Source organism: Parazoarcus communis SWub3 = DSM 12120 (genome assembly GCF_003226565.1).
GTDB lineage: Bacteria > Pseudomonadota > Gammaproteobacteria > Burkholderiales > Rhodocyclaceae > Parazoarcus > Parazoarcus communis.
The window spans coordinates 94,418-110,623 of record NZ_QKOE01000012.1 but is presented as its reverse complement, the minus strand read 5'-3'; the positions used below and the strand labels follow the sequence as shown (position 1 = coordinate 110,623).

Sequence of the window (16,206 nt, the reverse complement as noted above, 5' to 3'; positions counted from 1 at the left end):
GGAAATGATGGGAAAACTGCTGCTGTTGCTCGCGGGTCTGATGAGTCTGGCGGGCTGTAGTTCGATCGACGTGGATCAGTATCGAGATCAGCAACCGGCGCTCGACTTGCGGACCTATTTCAATGGCACGCTCGATGCACATGGTATTTTCCAGGATCGCTCCGGCGAGGTGATCAAGCGCTTTCATGTATTGATCGAAGCCAGCTGGAAGGGCGACGTCGGAACGCTGGACGAACACTTCACCTACGCGGACGGTACGACGCAGCGCCGTATCTGGACGGTGACACGCCATGGCGATGGCCGCTATACCGGCACGGCCGGAGATGTTGTTGGCGAGGCGCGCGGCGAGGCCGCAGGGAACGCACTGCGTTGGCGCTACGTGCTGGCTCTGCCGGTGGACGACAGGGTGATCAATGTCGATTTCGACGACTGGATGTTCCTGATGGACGATAAAGTCATGCTCAACCGTTCGGTGATGAGCAAGTGGGGCTTGCGCCTGGGCGAAGTCACCTTGTCATTCTACAAGCGGGCTGACTGATGCGTCTGTTCGCACCGCTCAATCCTCCGCTGGCCGACTGGCATGGCAAGCGTGTCTGGCTGGTGGGTGCCTCCACCGGCATCGGCGCCGCGCTCGCCCGGCAACTGGCGGCGCGCGGGGCAAGGCTGGCCTTGTCCGCTCGTGACAGGGCGCGGCTGGAAGCGCTCGCTGCAGAATGCGACGATGCGGTGGTTGCAGCGATGGATGTCACCCGTCCTGCAGATTTCATACGCGAGCGCGACCGCCTGCTGGCCCTTTGGGGTGGGCTGGATCTGGTCGTGTTCAATGCCGGAACCTATCGGCCGCTGCGTGCCTGGGAGCTCACGCCGCAAAACGTACGTGAGACGCTGGAGCCCAATCTGCTTGGCGTCATGGATGGTGTGGCAGCCGTGGTGCCGGGCATGCTGGATCAGGGGAGCGGGTCCATTGCCATCGTGGCCTCGGTTGCCGGCTATGGGGGGTTACCGCAGGCCACCGTCTATGGTCCGTCGAAGGCCGCCCTGATCAATCTGGCGGAAACCCTTTATCTGGATCTTGCCCCGCGCGGGCTGGGCGTATTTCTGATGTGCCCTGGATTTGTTGCCACGCCGCTCACCGAGCAGAACACCTTCCACATGCCTGCGCTCATCAGTGCAGAGCAGGCGGCCGCGGAGATCGTCGCCGGTTTTGGCCGAGGCGAGTTCGAGATCCACTTTCCCAAACGTTTCACCCGTTTTCTCAAGGTGCTGCAATGCCTGCCGAGGCGACTCTATTTCCCCCTGATCCGTCGCGCGACCGGCCTGTAGTGGCTGCACGCAGCCTGGCTGCCGTGGTGGACGACATTGCCCGCTTCTATGAGACGCTGACGCCCTTGTCGCTGACCCGACTGGATGTCTTCTATGCCCGTGACGCACGTTTCAAGGATCCGTTCAACGAGGTGATCGGGGTCGCGGCAATCATCCGCATCTTCGAGCACATGTTTGCTTCGGTCGATGCGCCACGTTTCATCGTGCACACCCGGCTTGTCGACGGGGAGCAGGCCATGCTGGGCTGGGACTTTCTGTTTGGCATGGGGCGACGCGACATTGTCATCCGCGGGGTCAGCCATCTGCGCTTCGATGGTGACGGGCGTGTCGTGCTGCATCGGGACTACTGGGACGCGGCGGAGGAGTTGTATGCAAAGTTGCCGGTGCTGGGCGCACTGATGCGTACGCTGCAGCGGCGTCTCAGCGTGCCGCAACCGGTGTGATCGCACCGCAGCAAACCCGTCTGAGGGAAAACCCCGAATATGACCGCAGATGGTGTGTTGCTGCTGATGGCTAGCAGATATTGCATTGCATCATATTGATCTTTATCAAATAATCCTGTTGCGGCGGCGAAATTCGCTATGGCAACATCGGCCCACCTGCTCATCGTGTATTTGCCGGGGGTCGACATGGGGTTTGCCAGTCGCATCACAGCATCCGCACTGCCTATTGCTTACGCTGCCTGTGTAAGCGCGCAGGATGCGCCCAGTCGATACAACCTTCAGCCACCGGTCACCGGTATCGCCACCGAAATCTACAGCATGCATACGCTGATGCTGATCATCTGTCTGGTGATCTTTGTTGGTGTGTTCGGGGTGATGTTCTGGTCGGTGATCCACCATCGCAAGTCGCGTGGTGCGGTTGCGGCCAACTTCCATGAAAACACCGCGGTCGAAATCGCGTGGACGGTGGTGCCGATCCTGATCCTGCTCGGAATGGCCTGGCCGGCGACCAAGACCGTGATCGCGATGAAGGATACTTCCAGCCCCGACATCACCATCAAGGCCACAGGCTATCAGTGGAAATGGGGTTACGACTATCTGCAGGGCGAGGGGGAGGGCATTCGCTTCCTGTCCAACGCGTCGACGCCGCGCGAGCAGATCGAGGGTAAGGCGGAAAAGGGAGCGCACTACCTGCTCGAGGTCGATAACCCGGTGGTGGTACCGGTGGGGAAAAAGGTGCGCGTGCTCACGACGGCGGCTGATGTCATTCATTCCTGGTGGGTGCCGGCCTTCGGGGTCAAACAGGATGCGATTCCCGGCTTCATTCGCGACACCTGGTTCCGCGCCGAGCAGGAGGGTATCTATCGTGGAAACTGTGCCGAACTGTGTGGCAAGGACCATGGCTTCATGCCGATCGAAGTGCATGTGGTATCGGCCGAGCGCTACTCCGCCTGGGTGCAGGGCCGGCTGGCGCTGACGGCGGCGGCAAAGGTGGATGATGCCCGCGAGTGGGGGCTGGGCGAACTGGTCGAACGCGGTCGCGTGGTGTTCGAGGCGAACTGCGCGGCTTGTCATCAGGCAGATGGCAAGGGCTTGCCGCCGGCCTTTCCAGCGCTCGATGGCTCGCCGCTGGTTCAGGGGGACAAGGCAGCACAGATCGATCTGGTGCTCAAGGGCAAGCAGGGTACGGCGATGATGGCGTTTGGCGCGCAGTTGTCCGATGCCGACCTGGCGGCTGTGATTACCTATACCCGCAATGCCTGGAGCAATGTCTCCGGTGAAGCGGTGCAGCCGGTCGAGGTGGCGGCTGGCCGCGGCAACTGAAGTGGACACAGAGGCGCATTGGCGCCTTTGTTGAGGATGCATGGGCGGCGTACCGGAGCTGCCTCAGCTGGTGATCCGCTGCCCGATGGGCGGCAACAGGAGACGTGCGCATGACGACCCTGACTCATGATCCGATCGATACCGCGTCCGGGCATTCGCATGCCCATGGCCCCACCGGGCTGATGCGCTGGATCACCACCACCAACCACAAAGACATCGGCACGATGTACATGATCTTCAGCTTCATCATGTTCCTGTCCGGGGGCGTGATGGCGTTGACCATCCGTGCCGAGCTGTTTCAGCCCGGCCTGCAGGTGGTGGAGCCGGAGTTCTTCAATCAGCTCACCACCATGCACGGGCTGGTGATGGTATTCGGCGCGATCATGCCGGCCTTCGTCGGCTTTGCCAACTGGATGGTTCCGCTGATGATCGGCGCCAGCGACATGGCGTTTGCGCGTATGAACAACTGGAGCTTCTGGCTGCTGCCGCCGGCTGCGATCCTGCTGCTCGGGTCGTTCTTCGTGCCGGGGGGCGCCACCGCCGCCGGCTGGACGCTCTATGCACCGCTGTCGGTGCAGATGGGCATGGGCATGGACCTGGCGATCTTTGCCATCCACATCATGGGTATCAGCTCGATCATGGGGGCGATCAACATTGTCGTCACCATCCTGAACATGCGCGCGCCGGGCATGACGATGATGAAGATGCCGCTGTTCTGCTGGACCTGGTTGATCACGGCCTATCTGCTGATCGCGGTGATGCCGGTGCTGGCTGGCGCGGTCACGATGATCCTGACCGACCGCCATTTCGGCACCAGCTTCTTCAATGCTGCCGGCGGCGGCGATCCGGTGATGTACCAGCATATCTTCTGGTTCTTCGGGCATCCCGAGGTCTACATCATGATCCTGCCGGCCTTCGGCATCGTCAGCCAGATCATTCCAACCTTTGCGCGCAAACCGCTGTTCGGTTATGCCTCGATGGTCTATGCCACTGCCTCGATCGCCATCCTGTCCTTCGTGGTTTGGGCGCATCACATGTTTACCACCGGCATGCCGGCGGCCGGGCAGCTGTTTTTCATGTACGCGACCATGCTGATTGCGGTGCCAACCGGAGTAAAGGTGTTCAACTGGGTGGCCACGATGTGGCGAGGCTCGATGACTTTCGAATCGCCCATGCTGTGGGCAACCGGCTTCATCTTCGTATTCACGATGGGTGGCTTTACCGGTCTGATCTGCGCGATTGCACCGATCGACATCCAGGTGCAGGACACCTATTACGTCGTGGCCCATTTCCACTACGTACTGGTGGCCGGATCGTTGTTTGCCCTGTTTGCCGGCGCCTACTACTGGTTGCCGAAATGGACCGGCCACATGCCGAACGAATTCCTCGGCAAACTGCATTTCTGGTGTTCGATCGTGTTCTTCAACATCACCTTCTTCCCGATGCACTTCCTGGGGCTGGCGGGCATGCCGCGGCGGATTCCGGACTATGCGCTGCAGTTTGCCGACTTCAATGCACTGGCCACGATCGGCGCATTTGGCTTTGGCCTGTCGCAGCTGATCTTTCTGGTGGTGGTGGTGAAGTGCGTACGCGGCGGCGAGAAGGCCGAGGCGCAGTCGTGGGAAGGTGCGGAAGGGCTGGAGTGGACAGTGCCATCGCCCGCCCCACATCACACCTTTGAAGATGCGCCGGTGTTCAAGGGCTGACTGAATTGGCGTTGTCGTGAGCAGGGGGCGGAGCGGAGAGCCGGGAGGGGGAGGGCTCCGCCCCCCGTCTCTTGTCGGCAACAGCATAGGAGGCGTCGATGACGCGCAGTGAGGATCGCCGCAGTGCCAATCGCCGTACCGGGCTGATGCTGGCCGGGGTGGCCCTGCTGTTCTTCCTGATCGTCATCGTCAAGTACAAGGTGTTCGGGCAATGACGCAGCGCGACAGCAAGCAACGCAGGGCGGCACGGCTGGCAGCGGACAACAGGCAGTTGCTGCTGCGGCTGACTTTGTCGGCCGTGGTGATGTTCGGCTTTGGTTTCCTGCTGGTGCCTTTTTACGAAAAGATCTGTGAGGTCACTGGCATCAACAACTTGCTGCAGCCCGACCGGATCGAGATTGGAAACACCCAGATCGATACCACGCGTACCGTGCTGGTGCAGTTCGATGCAAACCTGCACGACCTGCCGTGGCGCTTCCAGCCGCAGCAGCGCTCGGTACGCGTGCATCCGGGCGAACTGGTCCACGTGGCTTACGAGGTCGGCAACAATCGCGACATTGCCGTAACCGGGCAGGCCGTTCCCAGCTACGGGCCGCAACTGGCAGGACAGTTCTTCAAGAAGATGGACTGCTTCTGCTTCACTCAGCAGACCCTGGCCCCGGGTGAGCAACGCACCATGCCGCTGGTCTTCGTCCTGGACCCCGCACTGCCGGCCGATGTCACCACCATCACGCTGTCCTACACCTTCTTCGAGATCCAGGGGCGCCAGGCTGCGAAGGTCGCGGACGATGGAGCGTCGTGAGTACGGATCCGCGCCGGGCGGGCTTCCTGGCAACGCTGCGTGCCGTGCTGTGGTCCTTCATCGGGGTGCGCAAGCGGCGGGACTATCACGACGATGCAGCCTCGCTGGACCCCAGGGCGATCGTGGTGGCGGGTGTGCTGGCCGGAGTGGTATTCGTGCTGGTGCTGGTGGGCGTGGTGAACTGGGTCCTGCCCTGAACAGCGTCGGTTCGGGTGGCTTGCTGTGCAACAGAACGAGGCCGGACACAGGCCATTGTGCCCGGCCAGTCGGCCAGGGCAGCCTGCCGGAGATCTGAAGGAGGTTGGCGATGAGCGAAACACTCGAACGCTATTTCGTGCCGGAGCCGTCAAAGTTTCCGATCTTCGGCTCGGTGGCGCTGCTGCTGTTCGGTACCGGTGCCGCATTGTGGCTGAACAAGGTCGGTGCCGGGCCGTGGCTGTTCTTTGCCGGCATCGCCATCCTGATCTACATGCTGTTTGGCTGGTTCGGACAAGTGGTGCGGGAATCGCAGGGCGGACATTACGGCAAGCGGGTGGATGTGTCCTTCCGCTGGTCAATGGGCTGGTTCATCTTCTCCGAGGTGATGTTCTTTGCCGCTTTCTTTGGCGCGCTGTTCTATGTGCGCGTGCTGGCCTTGCCATGGCTATCCACCGGGGACAACGAGGCGGTGCTGTGGCAGGGTTTTTCGGGCGAATGGCCCAGCGCCGGACCGCGCGCCCACGAGGCTTTTACGCCGATGGGGGCATGGGGCATTCCGGCGATCAACACGCTGATCCTGCTGACCTCCGGTGTTACCTTGACCTGGGCGCACTATGGCCTGTTGGGCGGCCGGCGTGGCCAGCTCAAGCTGGGGCTGTTCCTGACCATCCTGCTTGGCGCGATCTTCATTGGATTGCAGGCCTATGAGTACCTGCACGCCTATGTCGATCTCAACCTGCGGCTGGATAGTGGCATCTATGGCTCAACCTTTTACCTGCTCACCGGTTTTCATGGTCTGCATGTCACGGTGGGCGCAATCATGCTGACGGTGATGCTGTTCCGGGTGTTCGCCGGCCATTTCGATGCCGAACACCACTTCGGTTTCGAGGCGGCGGCGTGGTACTGGCACTTTGTCGATGTCGTCTGGTTGTTTCTGTTTGTCGTGGTGTACTGGTTGTGAGGGCTCGGATGACGGATCGGGCCAGGCTTCAGGCCTGCCCGGCGGGGCGGGGCAGTGATGTCGGCTACAGTCTGCCGTCTATCAGGCCGCTGGCGAAACCCGCCATCAGCAATACGAACAAGGTGATCGACAGGCCGACACGGATCGCCAGCGCGTTTGCAGTGCGGCGTCGGTCGCCCTGCCGACGCAGCAGTGAGAACAGCGCGCTGCCCAGGCTGAGTGTGATGAGGACGATAAACAGGATGACCACGATGCGCATGTCCGGGCTCCGTTCGGCGTGGGTGGATGAACCGGCATTGTTTCGCAGAAGGGCGTGTCTGGGAGAACTTTCTGTCTGCCTCGAGGGGGCTGGATGCGCCGACTGATGCGGAGCCTGCCCTGGATTGCCGGCGTCGCGCTTGCCTTCGCCGGCCTGCAGCTTGGTGACTGGCAGATGCGTCGTGCCGACGAGAAGCGCGCGGTGCAGGCGCAGATCGACAGCCGGGCGCAGCTGCCCGCCATCCTGGCGCCGGCCGACGCGATGCCGTCCGAATGGCAGGCCGTCCGTGCGCAAGGCGTGTGGTTGGAGAGCAAGGCCCGCCTGATCGACAACCGCACGCACCGTGGGCAAGCGGGCTATCACCTGGTGATGCCCCTGCGTCTTGAAGACGGGTCCGGCGTGGTACTCGTCAATCGGGGCTGGGTGGCGGCAGGGGACCGTCGGGTGTTGCCGCAGTGGTCTACGCCGGAGGGTGTGGTGACTGTCGAGGGGCGGGTGCGCCATCCGGCACGCGAGACTTTCATGCTTGCCGCCGATGTCGGCAGTGCTGACACGATGGTGTGGCAACAGATCGACCTGATGCGGCATCGAATCCTGATCCGCGAGGCTGGTGCAGAGGGGCCCCTGGCCGATTGGGTGCTGGAGCAGACCTCGGCGCAGGCCGATGGCCTGGTGCGCGACTGGCCGCAGCCCGCGGCCGGCGTCGATCGCCATCTTGCCTATGCCTTTCAGTGGTACGCCCTGGCGGCGCTGATGCTGATCCTGACCGCCTGGCATGGCTGGCGGCGTTTCTTCCGGAGACATCATGACCACCCTTCTGCTCGCCGATTCGTCCGTGGCTGAGACCGCCCGGTTGCCCGATCCGGTCGTGCGCCGGCGCGCCCGGCTGACCTTGGCCGTGCTCGCGCTGGTATGCACCTTGCCCGTGATTGCGTCCTATCTGATGTTCTATGTGTGGCCGCCACAAGGGCGGGTGAACCATGGCGAGTTGCTGCCGCCTGCCTTGCTGCCCGGTGAGACCCTGGCCGGGTTGGCTGGGCAGGCGCCGCTGATGCGGGGCGAGCTTGAAGGCCAATGGACTTTGGTGACGGTGGCGCCCGCAGCGTGTGATGAGCGCTGCCAACAGGCCCTCTATGTGTCGCGTCAGGCACGTGTGGCCCAGGCCAAGGAAATGGAGCGTGTCGCAAGACTGTGGCTGGTCAGCGAGGCAGGCGATCCGGCAGAGAGCCTGCTACAGGCGCATGCCGACCTGCGCCTGGCACGTGCCGATGCTGCCTGGCTGGCGGCCCTGCCGGCCGATCCGGCTGGGGCGGTGTGGCTGGTCGATCCGCTGGGGCAGGTGATGATGCGTTTCGGGCCGGATATCGATCGTACGCGGGCTGCCCGCGGCATGACCAAGGACTTGCAGCGCCTGCTCAAGTACTCGGCGCTCGGGCGGGGAGGGCGGGAATGAAGCTATACGCGCGGCTGGTCTTTTTGGCTCTGGCGCTGACCACGGTGGTCGTGGTGTTCGGCGCCTATGTCCGACTGGCCGATGCCGGCCTGGGCTGCCCCGACTGGCCCGGCTGCTACGGCAAGCTCAGTCCCAGCCATGCGGCCGAGCAGATCCGCCAGGCGCATGCGGCCGATCCGCATGGGCCGGTCAGCCTGCCCAAGGCCTGGAAGGAGATGGTGCATCGTTACCTGGCAGCCAGCCTGGGGTTGTTGATCATCGGCATCGCTGCGCTGGCCTGGCGTCACCGTGAGCGTGCTGGCGTTGCGCCAGGGGTGGCGTTGGCGCTGCTTGGCGTGGTGATCTTCCAGGGCCTTCTCGGAAAATGGACGGTCACCTTGTTGCTCAAGCCCGCCATCGTCACCGCTCATCTATTGGGCGGCATGACCACGCTGGCATTGCTGGCGTGGCTGGCGGTCAGGGTGGCGGGTGGCGGGCGCGCCCAGGTACCTGCCCGCCTGGCCTGGGCGGCGCGTATCGGCATGGGCTTGCTGGTGGCGCAGATTGCGCTGGGGGGCTGGACCAGCACCAACTATGCGGCGCTGGCGTGTACCGATTTTCCCAGCTGCCACGGCAGCTTGTGGCCCGAGGCCGACTATGGCAACGCCTTTCATGTGGTGCGCGAACTGGGTATGACAGCGGAGGGGGAGTTGTTGCCCTTGACCGCGTTGACGGCGATCCATTGGTCGCATCGGCTGGGCGCGGTGGTGGCGGGTGGCTTCCTGCTGACCTTTGGCTGGAGGCTGACACGACGGATGGCAACGGCCGACCTAGGTGTGCTGTTGATCGCTGCGGTGTTGCTGCAAATCGGGCTGGGTATTGCCAACGTGCTGCTGTCCTTGCCGCTGGCCCTGGCTGCAGCGCATAACGCCGGCGCAGCGGTGTTGGTGGTGTTGATGGTGTGGATCAATCATCGTCTGGTCGTGCAAGTGGCGCAGGGGCGGCGCCACGGTGTGCAGGCCGGACTGGCGCTGCGTGGGTAGCCTAAAGGACACGGGGAGCAAGACATGAGGACGCTGGAGCTGGGACTGGGTTTTTCTGCTGCGCGAATGCAGGCCTTTTATGTGCTGACCAAGCCGCGGGTGAATGCGCTGATCGTATTCTGTGCCGTGATTGGGATGTTTCTCGCTGTGCCGGGTGGGCTGCCGCCGGCTGCAACAGTGCTATACGCGACGCTGGGCATTGCCTGCGTGGCGGGCGCAGCAGCGGCGATGAACTGTCTGGTCGAACAGGGCATCGATGCCCGCATGGCGCGGACCCGCGGGCGGCCCTTGCCGCGTGGTGAGCTTGCCAGTCTGGAGGTTGCGGGTTTTGCCACCGTACTGGGCGGAGGCGGGCTGGCGGTGCTGTATCTGGCGGTGAATCCGCTGACCATGTGGCTGACGCTCGCGACCTTTGTTGGCTACGCAGTGGTGTACACCCTGCTGCTGAAGCCGCGTACGCCGCAAAACATTGTCATCGGCGGTGCCTCGGGGGCGATGCCGCCGGTACTGGGTTGGGCGGCGGTCACCGGCGAGGTCAGTGGCGACGCCTTGCTGCTGTTCCTGATCATCTTCGCATGGACACCACCCCACTTCTGGGCCTTGGCACTGTATCGCACCGCCGACTACACCCGCGCAGGGTTGCCGATGCTGCCGGTGACGCATGGGCCGGAGTTCACCCGCCTGTCGGTGCTGTTGTATACCTTGATCCTGTTCGGCGTCACCTTGCTGCCCTTTGCCACCCGGATGAGTGGCTGGCCTTACCTGATTGCCGCCACGCTGCTCGGTGCCCGCTTCATTCACTACGCCTGGCGTTTGTACCGGGACTACAGCGACACGCTGGCGAGGCGGACCTTCCGCTTCTCGATCCTGTATCTCTCGCTGCTGTTTGCGGCCTTGCTAGTGGACCACTATCTGCCGGGTTGAGAGGGGCTGGGTTGGGCAGGCTGTGCCGGTCTGCGGCTGAAAAAAGCAAAGGCCGCCTGACGGCGGCCTTTGCTTTGCGCGATTACCGCGGAAAGAGTGGAATTACACTGCTGCGGCGAGCAGGCCCCGCATCTTCTGCATGGCCTTGGCTTCGATCTGGCGGATGCGTTCGGCGGAAACGCCGTATTCCGCTGCCAGTTCGTGCAGTGTTGCGCTATCACCCTCAGTCAGCCAGCGCCGTTGCACGATGGCGCGGCTGCGTTCGTCCAGCGCACCCAGCGCATCGCGCAGTCCCTCGTCCTGCAGCCGGGCATACTGGGCCTGCTCCAGCGCCTCGGACGGTTCGCCATGCGGGTCGGGCAGGTAGGCGATGGGTGAGAAACGCTCGTCATCGTCGTCGTTGCCGCCATCGAGCGGGACTTCGCGGCCGCTCAGACGGGTTTCCATCTCGACCACTTCTTCGGGCTTGACGCCGAGACGTTCGGCGATCGCGCGTACTTCGCTGCGATTGAGGGTGTTGCTGTCCTGCTTCATGCTGCGCAGGTTGAAGAACAGCTTGCGCTGGGCCTTGGTGGTGGCGATCTTGACCAGACGCCAGTTCTTGACGATGTATTCGTGGATCTCGGCCTTGATCCAGTGGATGGCGAACGACACCAGGCGTACGCCGCGTGCGGGGTCGAAACGCTTGACGGCCTTCATCAGGCCGATGTTGCCTTCCTGGATCAGGTCGGCATGGGGCAGGCCGTAGCCGAGGTAGCCGCGGGCGATGGCGACCACCACCCGCAGATGTGACATCACCAACTGGCGGGCGGCCTCGACATCACCGTTGTCGCGCAGCCGGGTCGCCAGATCGACTTCTTCCTGCTCACTGAGCATGGGCAGGCGATTGACCGAAGAAATGTACTGGTCGATGCTGCCGGTGGCGTACGGTACGGGAAACGATAAAGCTTGAGACATGGATTCAGGTCCTCCTCAATCCGGATATTAGCACTCGTTGCTTGTGAGTGCTAACCCGGGGCCACAGTTCAATTGAGGGGTGTTGCAGGATGTGAGCGAGGGTGGGGCGAGTGGGCGATAATCCTGCCTCCCGTTTGATCAGGATCTCCAGCATGACGCAGGCACACGCATTGATGGTACAAGGCACGACGTCGGATGCCGGCAAAAGCACGCTGGTGGCGGGGCTGGCGCGCGCGTTGGTGAGGCGAGGCCTGAGGGTGGCACCGTTCAAGCCGCAGAACATGGCGCTCAATTCGGCAGTCACCACAGACGGCGGCGAGATTGGCAGGGCGCAGGCCCTGCAGGCGGTGGCGGCGCGGGTGGCACCCGTGACCGATTTCAATCCGGTGCTGCTCAAGCCGTCTTCCGACATCGGCGCACAGGTCATCATTCATGGCCGGGCGGTGGCCAACCTTTCGGCCCGCGACTACCACCAGTACAAGCCTACCGCGATGGCTGCGGTGATGGCCTCTTGGGGGCGTTTGACCCAGGCCTACGACTGGGTGCTGGTGGAAGGCGCCGGCAGTCCGGCCGAGATCAATCTGCGCGATCGCGACATCGCCAACATGGGCTTTGCCGAAGCCGCCGATGTACCGGTAATCCTGGTGGCCGACATCGACCGCGGCGGGGTCTTCGCCCATCTGGTGGGGACGCTGGAACTGCTTTCGCCGTCAGAGCAGGCTCGAGTGAAGGGGTTTGTGATCAACCGCTTTCGCGGCGACATCAGCTTGCTGCAGTCCGGCCTGGACTGGCTGGAGGCGCGCACCGGGCGGCCCGTGTTTGGCGTGCTGCCTTATCTGAAAGGGATGTTTCTCGACGCCGAGGATGCGCTGGCCGACGGCGCCGCGGATGTTACCGCTGATGCGCCTGTGCTGCGGGTCGTGGCGCCTGTGTACCCGCGGGTTTCGAATCACACCGATCTGGACGCCTTGCGTCTGCACCCTCAGGTCGACTTCCGTTGGGTGGGGCCGGGTGAGGTGCCCCCGCCCGCAGACCTGATCGTGTTGCCAGGATCGAAGAGCGTGCAGGCCGACCTCGTCTGGCTGCGCGAGCAGGGCTGGGAAGCCGCCATCCTGCGTCACCTGCGTTATGGGGGCAAGGTGATCGGCATCTGCGGTGGCTTCCAGATGCTGGGCCGAACGCTGGGAGACCCGCATGGGATCGAGGGCAGGGCGCAGACGATGGCGGGTCTGGGTGTCCTCGACATGGACACGGTGCTCGAGCGCGAGAAGCAGTTGGTCAATGTTTGCGGCCATTTGTGCCTGGAGGGGGCGCCCACGGTTCGCGGTTACGAGATCCATATGGGGGTGTCCTCCGGCCCGGCGCTGGCAACCCCGGCCGCCAGGCTTGAAGGCGGACGTAGTGACGGTGCCCGGTCGGCCGATGGTCAGGTGCTGGGCACCTATCTCCACGGACTGTTCGACGACCCGGCCGCGCTGGCGGCGCTGCTGCGTTGGGCGGGCGCAGCCGGCGAACTGCAGCATGTAGACCTGGCCGCGCGGCGCGAGGCGGATCTCGACCGACTGGCCGATGCGGTGGAGTCCGCCATCGATCTTGACCGGTTGATGGCGGCCGCCGGTGACGACTGACCCGGCAGAGCGCGCTCAGCGTCCCTTGAAGACCGGTTTGCGCTTGTTGATGAAGGCGTCCAGTCCCTCTCGATAGTCTTCGGTGGTGAGAAAGTCGAAGGCTGCGCGTTTCTCGGCGTCGGTCAGTGGCGCCTTTTCGCCGAGTCTGCGCGCCCATTGCTTGTGCCAGCGCGCCACCAGTGGGGCGCCGGCGGCAATGCGGCTGGCGCTGGCCATGGCTTCGTCGATGACTTTCTCGTCGTCGGTCACGCGGCTGAGCAGACCTTTTGCCAGCGCTTCGCGGGCGTCGAGGATACGTCCTTCGAGCAGGATTTCCAGCACGACGGCTGGACCGACCAGCGCCAGCAGTCCGGCCATTTCGCCCGGATACATCGAGAATCCCAGTTTGTTGATCGGCGCGCCGAAGCGGGCTGACGCACCGGCAATGCGGATATCGCAGCAGCCGGCAATTTCCAGCCCGCCGCCGATGCAGGCGCCCTGAATGGCCGCCACCGTGGGGACCGGGCAATTGCGGATGGCCTCGAGCGCAGAAGCGACCAGTTCCTCGTGGTAGTGCAGTGCATCGTCCACGGTCGCGCGGACAGTGAGGAATTCCTCAATGTCACCGCCTGCAGCAAAGGCCTTGTCGCCGGCGCCGCGCAGGATGACGCAGCGCACGTCGGGGCGCTCACCCAAGTGCTGCATGGCTTGACGCAAGTCACGCCACATTGCGGCGTTGACCGCGTTGAGCTTGTCCGGGTTGTTCAGCGTGACGACCGCGATCTGTTCGTCGATGCCTACTTCAATCTGACTATTCATGCAGTGTTTGACCCCCATCAAAGTGCTGGTGGGCTAAATGAGTGAAAACGCTCGCGGAGCGTGTTGTGGAAATCCACAGTTGCGGCCCGTTTGATAAGAATAATTGATTCTGCCATACGGAGTAGTATGGAAGTCTTGTGGATGATATATCATCCAAGACTGACACACACGGCACGACCCGCGACAGACGGGCGGCCGTCAGGAGGAGGGTGGAGGAAGCGACGTTTTTTCGTTGTTTTCTTCGGGAGGGTGGAAGTGTCTAGTCAAATGTATGCGCACATCAGGCGCAATCCGCGGTTTGCGGAACTGGTGGCAAGGCGTACGCGTCTTGCGGTAATGCTGTCGGCTGTCGTGCTGGTGATCTTCTATGGCTTTGTGATGATGGTGGCGTTCGCCCCTGACATCGTCGCCACGCGGCTGTTCGAAGGTAGCAACCTGACCGTCGGCATCGCACTGGGATTGTTCCAGTTCGTCCTGTTCTGGGTGCTGACGTTGATTTATGTGCGTCGTGCCAACGGTGAGTTCGACGATCTCAACAAGGAGATCGTGCAGGCGGCCTGGAAGGAGACCAAATAATGCAGAGCGCACTTGTGTCCCGTCTGGGGCTGGGGTTGTTTGCCGCGGCCGCGCCCGTACTTGCCTTTGCCAAGCCGGCAATGGGCGAGATGGAGAAGCAGCCGCTCAACCTCCACGCCATCGCGATGTTCTTCATCTTTGTGCTGTTGACGCTGGGCATCACCTACTGGGCCGCCAGCCGCACCAAGTCCACCTCGGACTTCTACACCGCGGGTGGCGGCATCACCGGTTTTCAGAACGGTCTGGCCATCGCTGGCGACTACATGTCGGCAGCGACCCTGCTCGGTTTGACCGCGATGATGTACATGCAAGGCGTTGACGCCTACATCTACATGATCGCCTTCTTTGTCGGCTGGCCCATCATCCTGTTCCTGATGGCTGAACGTCTGCGCAATCTGGGCAAGTTCACCTTTGCCGACATCACCTCGTATCGCCTCAACCAGGGCAAGGTACGCACCATGGCGGCAGTCAGTTCGCTGGTGGTGGTGTGTTTCTATCTGGTGGCGCAGATGGTGGGGGCAGGGCAGTTGATCAAGTTGCTGTTCGGTCTTGACTACACGATTGCGCTGTTCGTCGTCGGTGCGTTGATGATGGTTTACGTGACCTTCGGCGGCATGGTGGCCACCACCTGGGTGCAGATCATCAAGGCCTGCATGCTGTTGATCGGTGGGACCACGGTGATGCTGCTGGGCTTCAGCCAGTTTGGCTTCAGCTTCGAGGAGCTGACCAATCGCGCGATGGAAGTGCACAAGCTGGGTACCAAGCTGCTCGCGCCTGGCAGCCTGCTGGCTGACCCGGTGACCGCGATTTCGCTCGGTCTGGGTCTGATGTTCGGCACTGCGGGCCTGCCGCACATCCTGATGCGCTTCTTTACCGTGACCGATGCCAAGGAGGCACGCAAGTCGGTGCTGTATGCGTCGGGTATCGTGGCCTACTTCTTCAACGTCATTGCGCTGATGGGGCTGTGTGCCATCCTGATCGTCGGTACCAACCCGCAGTTCTTCGAGGGTGGCGAGATTGGCGGCAAGGTGATCGGCGGTGGCAACATGATTGCCATGCATCTGGCGCAGGCCGTGGGTGGCAACCTGCTGCTCGGCTTCCTGTCGGCGGTTGCATTTGCAACCATTCTGGCGGTCGTGGCCGGTCTGGCGCTGGCTGGTGCGTCGGCGATCTCGCACGACATCTACTCGCGCGTGATCATGAAGGGCAAGGCGTCCGAGAAGACCGAATTGAAAGTGTCGAAGTTTGCCACCATCGGCCTGGGCATCGTCGCCATCTTCCTTGGCATGGCCTTCGAGAAGATGAACGTCGCCTTCATGGTGGCGCTGGCCTTCGGGGTGGCGGCATCGGCCAACTTCCCGGTGCTGATCATGTCGATGTACTGGAAGGACCTGACGACCCGCGGCGCACTTGCCGGGGGCTACATTGGCCTGTTCAGCGCGGTGACCTTCGTTGTGCTGTCGAAGTCGGTTTGGGTGGATGTGCTGGGCTTTGCTTCGCCGATCTTCCCCTACACCCAGCCGGCACTGTTCTCCATGCCGCTCGCCTTCCTGGCGACCATCGTGGTGTCCTTGCTCGACAAGAGCGCCGAAGCGCAGAACGAGCGTGAGGCCTTCGGTGACCAGTATGTGCGGGCACAGACTGGCGTGGGTGCAGCGACTGCAGCATCGCACTGATTGCGTTACCTGGCGGGCTTGCCCGCCTGAATCAACCCCGTACGATCCTGGTCGTGCGGGGTTTTTTGCTTGTGCTCCGAGAGACAGGTCGATGCCGCCGCGTAGCCGGCTTTTCACGGCCCGGTGTTAGACTGCACCGACAAGTGGGCCGTCATGC

Annotated in this window: 19 protein-coding genes; 16 read left to right on the top strand and 3 right to left on the bottom strand. The window is 62.8% G+C overall.

The features are described from left to right. Positions 1 to 7: 7 nt before the first annotated feature. The 9 genes from DNK49_RS15815 (at position 8) to DNK49_RS15780 (ending at position 6,756) form a co-directional block, all read left to right on the top strand. A complete protein-coding gene (locus tag DNK49_RS15815) occupies positions 8 to 538 on the top strand; it encodes a DUF3833 domain-containing protein (RefSeq protein WP_424445239.1) in 531 nt (176 codons plus the stop codon). After that, positions 538 to 1,323 carry an SDR family NAD(P)-dependent oxidoreductase gene (locus DNK49_RS15810; protein WP_110526643.1) on the top strand — a complete coding sequence of 262 codons (786 nt, stop codon included), beginning with the start codon at positions 538 to 540 and terminating at the stop codon, positions 1,321 to 1,323. The genes DNK49_RS15815 and DNK49_RS15810 overlap by 1 nt, the downstream gene beginning before the upstream one ends. Beyond that, on the top strand, positions 1,323 to 1,766 hold the full coding sequence (locus DNK49_RS15805) for a nuclear transport factor 2 family protein (protein WP_243632395.1): 444 nt from the start codon (positions 1,323 to 1,325) through the stop codon (positions 1,764 to 1,766). The genes DNK49_RS15810 and DNK49_RS15805 overlap by 1 nt, the downstream gene beginning before the upstream one ends. A gap of 138 nt (positions 1,767 to 1,904) precedes the next feature. Next, positions 1,905 to 3,089, top strand: a complete 1,185-nt coding sequence (gene coxB, locus DNK49_RS15800) for a cytochrome c oxidase subunit II (RefSeq protein ID WP_243632394.1) — start codon at positions 1,905 to 1,907, stop codon at positions 3,087 to 3,089. A gap of 110 nt (positions 3,090 to 3,199) precedes the next feature. After that, positions 3,200 to 4,795: a cytochrome c oxidase subunit I gene (ctaD, locus tag DNK49_RS15795; protein ID WP_110526639.1), complete on the top strand. Its 1,596-nt coding sequence runs from the start codon at positions 3,200 to 3,202 to the stop codon at positions 4,793 to 4,795. A gap of 98 nt (positions 4,796 to 4,893) precedes the next feature. Continuing rightward, positions 4,894 to 5,010 carry a cytochrome oxidase small assembly protein gene (locus DNK49_RS24710; RefSeq protein WP_211164140.1) on the top strand — a complete coding sequence of 39 codons (117 nt, stop codon included), beginning with the start codon at positions 4,894 to 4,896 and terminating at the stop codon, positions 5,008 to 5,010. Next, complete coding sequence (locus DNK49_RS15790) at positions 5,007 to 5,597, top strand: cytochrome c oxidase assembly protein (protein WP_110526637.1); 591 nt, start codon at positions 5,007 to 5,009, stop codon at positions 5,595 to 5,597. Before DNK49_RS24710 ends, DNK49_RS15790 begins: the two co-directional genes overlap by 4 nt. Beyond that, the gene (locus DNK49_RS15785; RefSeq protein WP_110526635.1) at positions 5,594 to 5,794 is read left to right on the top strand and encodes a DUF2970 domain-containing protein; all 201 of its coding nucleotides are present in this window, start codon (positions 5,594 to 5,596) and stop codon (positions 5,792 to 5,794) included. Before DNK49_RS15790 ends, DNK49_RS15785 begins: the two co-directional genes overlap by 4 nt. A 110-nt stretch (positions 5,795 to 5,904) precedes the next feature. Further along, positions 5,905 to 6,756 carry a cytochrome c oxidase subunit 3 gene (locus DNK49_RS15780; protein WP_110526633.1) on the top strand — a complete coding sequence of 284 codons (852 nt, stop codon included), beginning with the start codon at positions 5,905 to 5,907 and terminating at the stop codon, positions 6,754 to 6,756. A gap of 64 nt (positions 6,757 to 6,820) precedes the next feature. Here DNK49_RS15780 and DNK49_RS15775 read toward each other — a convergent pair whose 3' ends face one another. Continuing rightward, positions 6,821 to 7,015: a twin transmembrane helix small protein gene (locus DNK49_RS15775; protein WP_110526631.1), complete on the bottom strand. Its 195-nt coding sequence runs from the start codon at positions 7,013 to 7,015 to the stop codon at positions 6,821 to 6,823. Between the two features lie 93 nt (positions 7,016 to 7,108). Between DNK49_RS15775 and DNK49_RS15770 the strand changes: the two genes are divergently transcribed. The 4 genes from DNK49_RS15770 to cyoE are packed head-to-tail and all read left to right on the top strand — an operon-like array spanning position 7,109 to position 10,414. Beyond that, the gene (locus DNK49_RS15770) at positions 7,109 to 7,858 is read left to right on the top strand and encodes an SURF1 family protein (RefSeq protein ID WP_110526628.1); all 750 of its coding nucleotides are present in this window, start codon (positions 7,109 to 7,111) and stop codon (positions 7,856 to 7,858) included. Continuing rightward, positions 7,821 to 8,468 (top strand): hypothetical protein, encoded by a 648-nt coding sequence (locus DNK49_RS15765; protein ID WP_110526626.1) that lies wholly within the window; start codon positions 7,821 to 7,823, stop codon positions 8,466 to 8,468. The genes DNK49_RS15770 and DNK49_RS15765 overlap by 38 nt, the downstream gene beginning before the upstream one ends. Further along, positions 8,465 to 9,490, top strand: coding sequence for a COX15/CtaA family protein (locus DNK49_RS15760; RefSeq protein WP_110526624.1), 1,026 nt, complete (start codon positions 8,465 to 8,467; stop codon positions 9,488 to 9,490). The genes DNK49_RS15765 and DNK49_RS15760 overlap by 4 nt, the downstream gene beginning before the upstream one ends. A gap of 24 nt (positions 9,491 to 9,514) precedes the next feature. Beyond that, the gene (gene cyoE / locus DNK49_RS15755) at positions 9,515 to 10,414 is read left to right on the top strand and encodes a heme o synthase (protein ID WP_110526622.1); all 900 of its coding nucleotides are present in this window, start codon (positions 9,515 to 9,517) and stop codon (positions 10,412 to 10,414) included. 102 nt (positions 10,415 to 10,516) lie between these two features. On the opposite strand, the gene rpoH is transcribed toward cyoE, so the two are convergent. After that, positions 10,517 to 11,371 (bottom strand): RNA polymerase sigma factor RpoH, encoded by an 855-nt coding sequence (gene rpoH, locus DNK49_RS15750; RefSeq protein ID WP_110526621.1) that lies wholly within the window; start codon positions 11,369 to 11,371, stop codon positions 10,517 to 10,519. Positions 11,372 to 11,523: 152 nt separating this feature from the next. On the opposite strand from rpoH, the gene DNK49_RS15745 reads away from it, so the two are divergent. Beyond that, positions 11,524 to 12,999, top strand: a complete 1,476-nt coding sequence (locus tag DNK49_RS15745) for a cobyric acid synthase (RefSeq protein ID WP_110526619.1) — start codon at positions 11,524 to 11,526, stop codon at positions 12,997 to 12,999. A 15-nt stretch (positions 13,000 to 13,014) separates the two neighbouring features. On the opposite strand, the gene DNK49_RS15740 is transcribed toward DNK49_RS15745, so the two are convergent. Continuing rightward, complete coding sequence (locus DNK49_RS15740; protein WP_110526617.1) at positions 13,015 to 13,797, bottom strand: enoyl-CoA hydratase/isomerase family protein; 783 nt, start codon at positions 13,795 to 13,797, stop codon at positions 13,015 to 13,017. 255 nt (positions 13,798 to 14,052) lie between these two features. On the opposite strand from DNK49_RS15740, the gene DNK49_RS15735 reads away from it, so the two are divergent. Both DNK49_RS15735 and DNK49_RS15730 read left to right on the top strand, forming a co-directional pair. Beyond that, positions 14,053 to 14,373 (top strand): DUF485 domain-containing protein, encoded by a 321-nt coding sequence (locus DNK49_RS15735; RefSeq protein WP_368737404.1) that lies wholly within the window; start codon positions 14,053 to 14,055, stop codon positions 14,371 to 14,373. After that, the gene (locus DNK49_RS15730) at positions 14,373 to 16,049 is read left to right on the top strand and encodes a cation acetate symporter (RefSeq protein WP_110526613.1); all 1,677 of its coding nucleotides are present in this window, start codon (positions 14,373 to 14,375) and stop codon (positions 16,047 to 16,049) included. The genes DNK49_RS15735 and DNK49_RS15730 overlap by 1 nt, the downstream gene beginning before the upstream one ends. Positions 16,050 to 16,206: the final 157 nt, after the last annotated feature.

Excerpts from the sequence above, each read along its gene's own strand:
- DNK49_RS15815 (WP_424445239.1), top strand. The coding sequence starts at position 8 with ATGGGAAAACTGCTGCTGTTGCTCGCGGGTCTGATGAGTCTGGCGGGC.
- rpoH (WP_110526621.1), bottom strand. The coding sequence starts at position 11,371 with ATGTCTCAAGCTTTATCGTTTCCCGTACCGTACGCCACCGGCAGCATC.
- DNK49_RS15730 (WP_110526613.1), top strand. The coding sequence starts at position 14,373 with ATGCAGAGCGCACTTGTGTCCCGTCTGGGGCTGGGGTTGTTTGCCGCG.
- DNK49_RS15790 (WP_110526637.1), top strand. The coding sequence starts at position 5,007 with ATGACGCAGCGCGACAGCAAGCAACGCAGGGCGGCACGGCTGGCAGCG.
- DNK49_RS15810 (WP_110526643.1), top strand. The coding sequence starts at position 538 with ATGCGTCTGTTCGCACCGCTCAATCCTCCGCTGGCCGACTGGCATGGC.
- DNK49_RS15760 (WP_110526624.1), top strand. The coding sequence starts at position 8,465 with ATGAAGCTATACGCGCGGCTGGTCTTTTTGGCTCTGGCGCTGACCACG.
- DNK49_RS15780 (WP_110526633.1), top strand. The coding sequence starts at position 5,905 with ATGAGCGAAACACTCGAACGCTATTTCGTGCCGGAGCCGTCAAAGTTT.
- cyoE (WP_110526622.1), top strand. The coding sequence starts at position 9,515 with ATGAGGACGCTGGAGCTGGGACTGGGTTTTTCTGCTGCGCGAATGCAG.
- DNK49_RS15770 (WP_110526628.1), top strand. The coding sequence starts at position 7,109 with ATGCGCCGACTGATGCGGAGCCTGCCCTGGATTGCCGGCGTCGCGCTT.
- coxB (WP_243632394.1), top strand. The coding sequence starts at position 1,905 with ATGGCAACATCGGCCCACCTGCTCATCGTGTATTTGCCGGGGGTCGAC.
- DNK49_RS15775 (WP_110526631.1), bottom strand. The coding sequence starts at position 7,015 with ATGCGCATCGTGGTCATCCTGTTTATCGTCCTCATCACACTCAGCCTG.
- ctaD (WP_110526639.1), top strand. The coding sequence starts at position 3,200 with ATGACGACCCTGACTCATGATCCGATCGATACCGCGTCCGGGCATTCG.
- DNK49_RS15745 (WP_110526619.1), top strand. The coding sequence starts at position 11,524 with ATGACGCAGGCACACGCATTGATGGTACAAGGCACGACGTCGGATGCC.
- DNK49_RS15765 (WP_110526626.1), top strand. The coding sequence starts at position 7,821 with ATGACCACCCTTCTGCTCGCCGATTCGTCCGTGGCTGAGACCGCCCGG.
- DNK49_RS24710 (WP_211164140.1), top strand. The coding sequence starts at position 4,894 with ATGACGCGCAGTGAGGATCGCCGCAGTGCCAATCGCCGTACCGGGCTG.
- DNK49_RS15740 (WP_110526617.1), bottom strand. The coding sequence starts at position 13,797 with ATGAATAGTCAGATTGAAGTAGGCATCGACGAACAGATCGCGGTCGTC.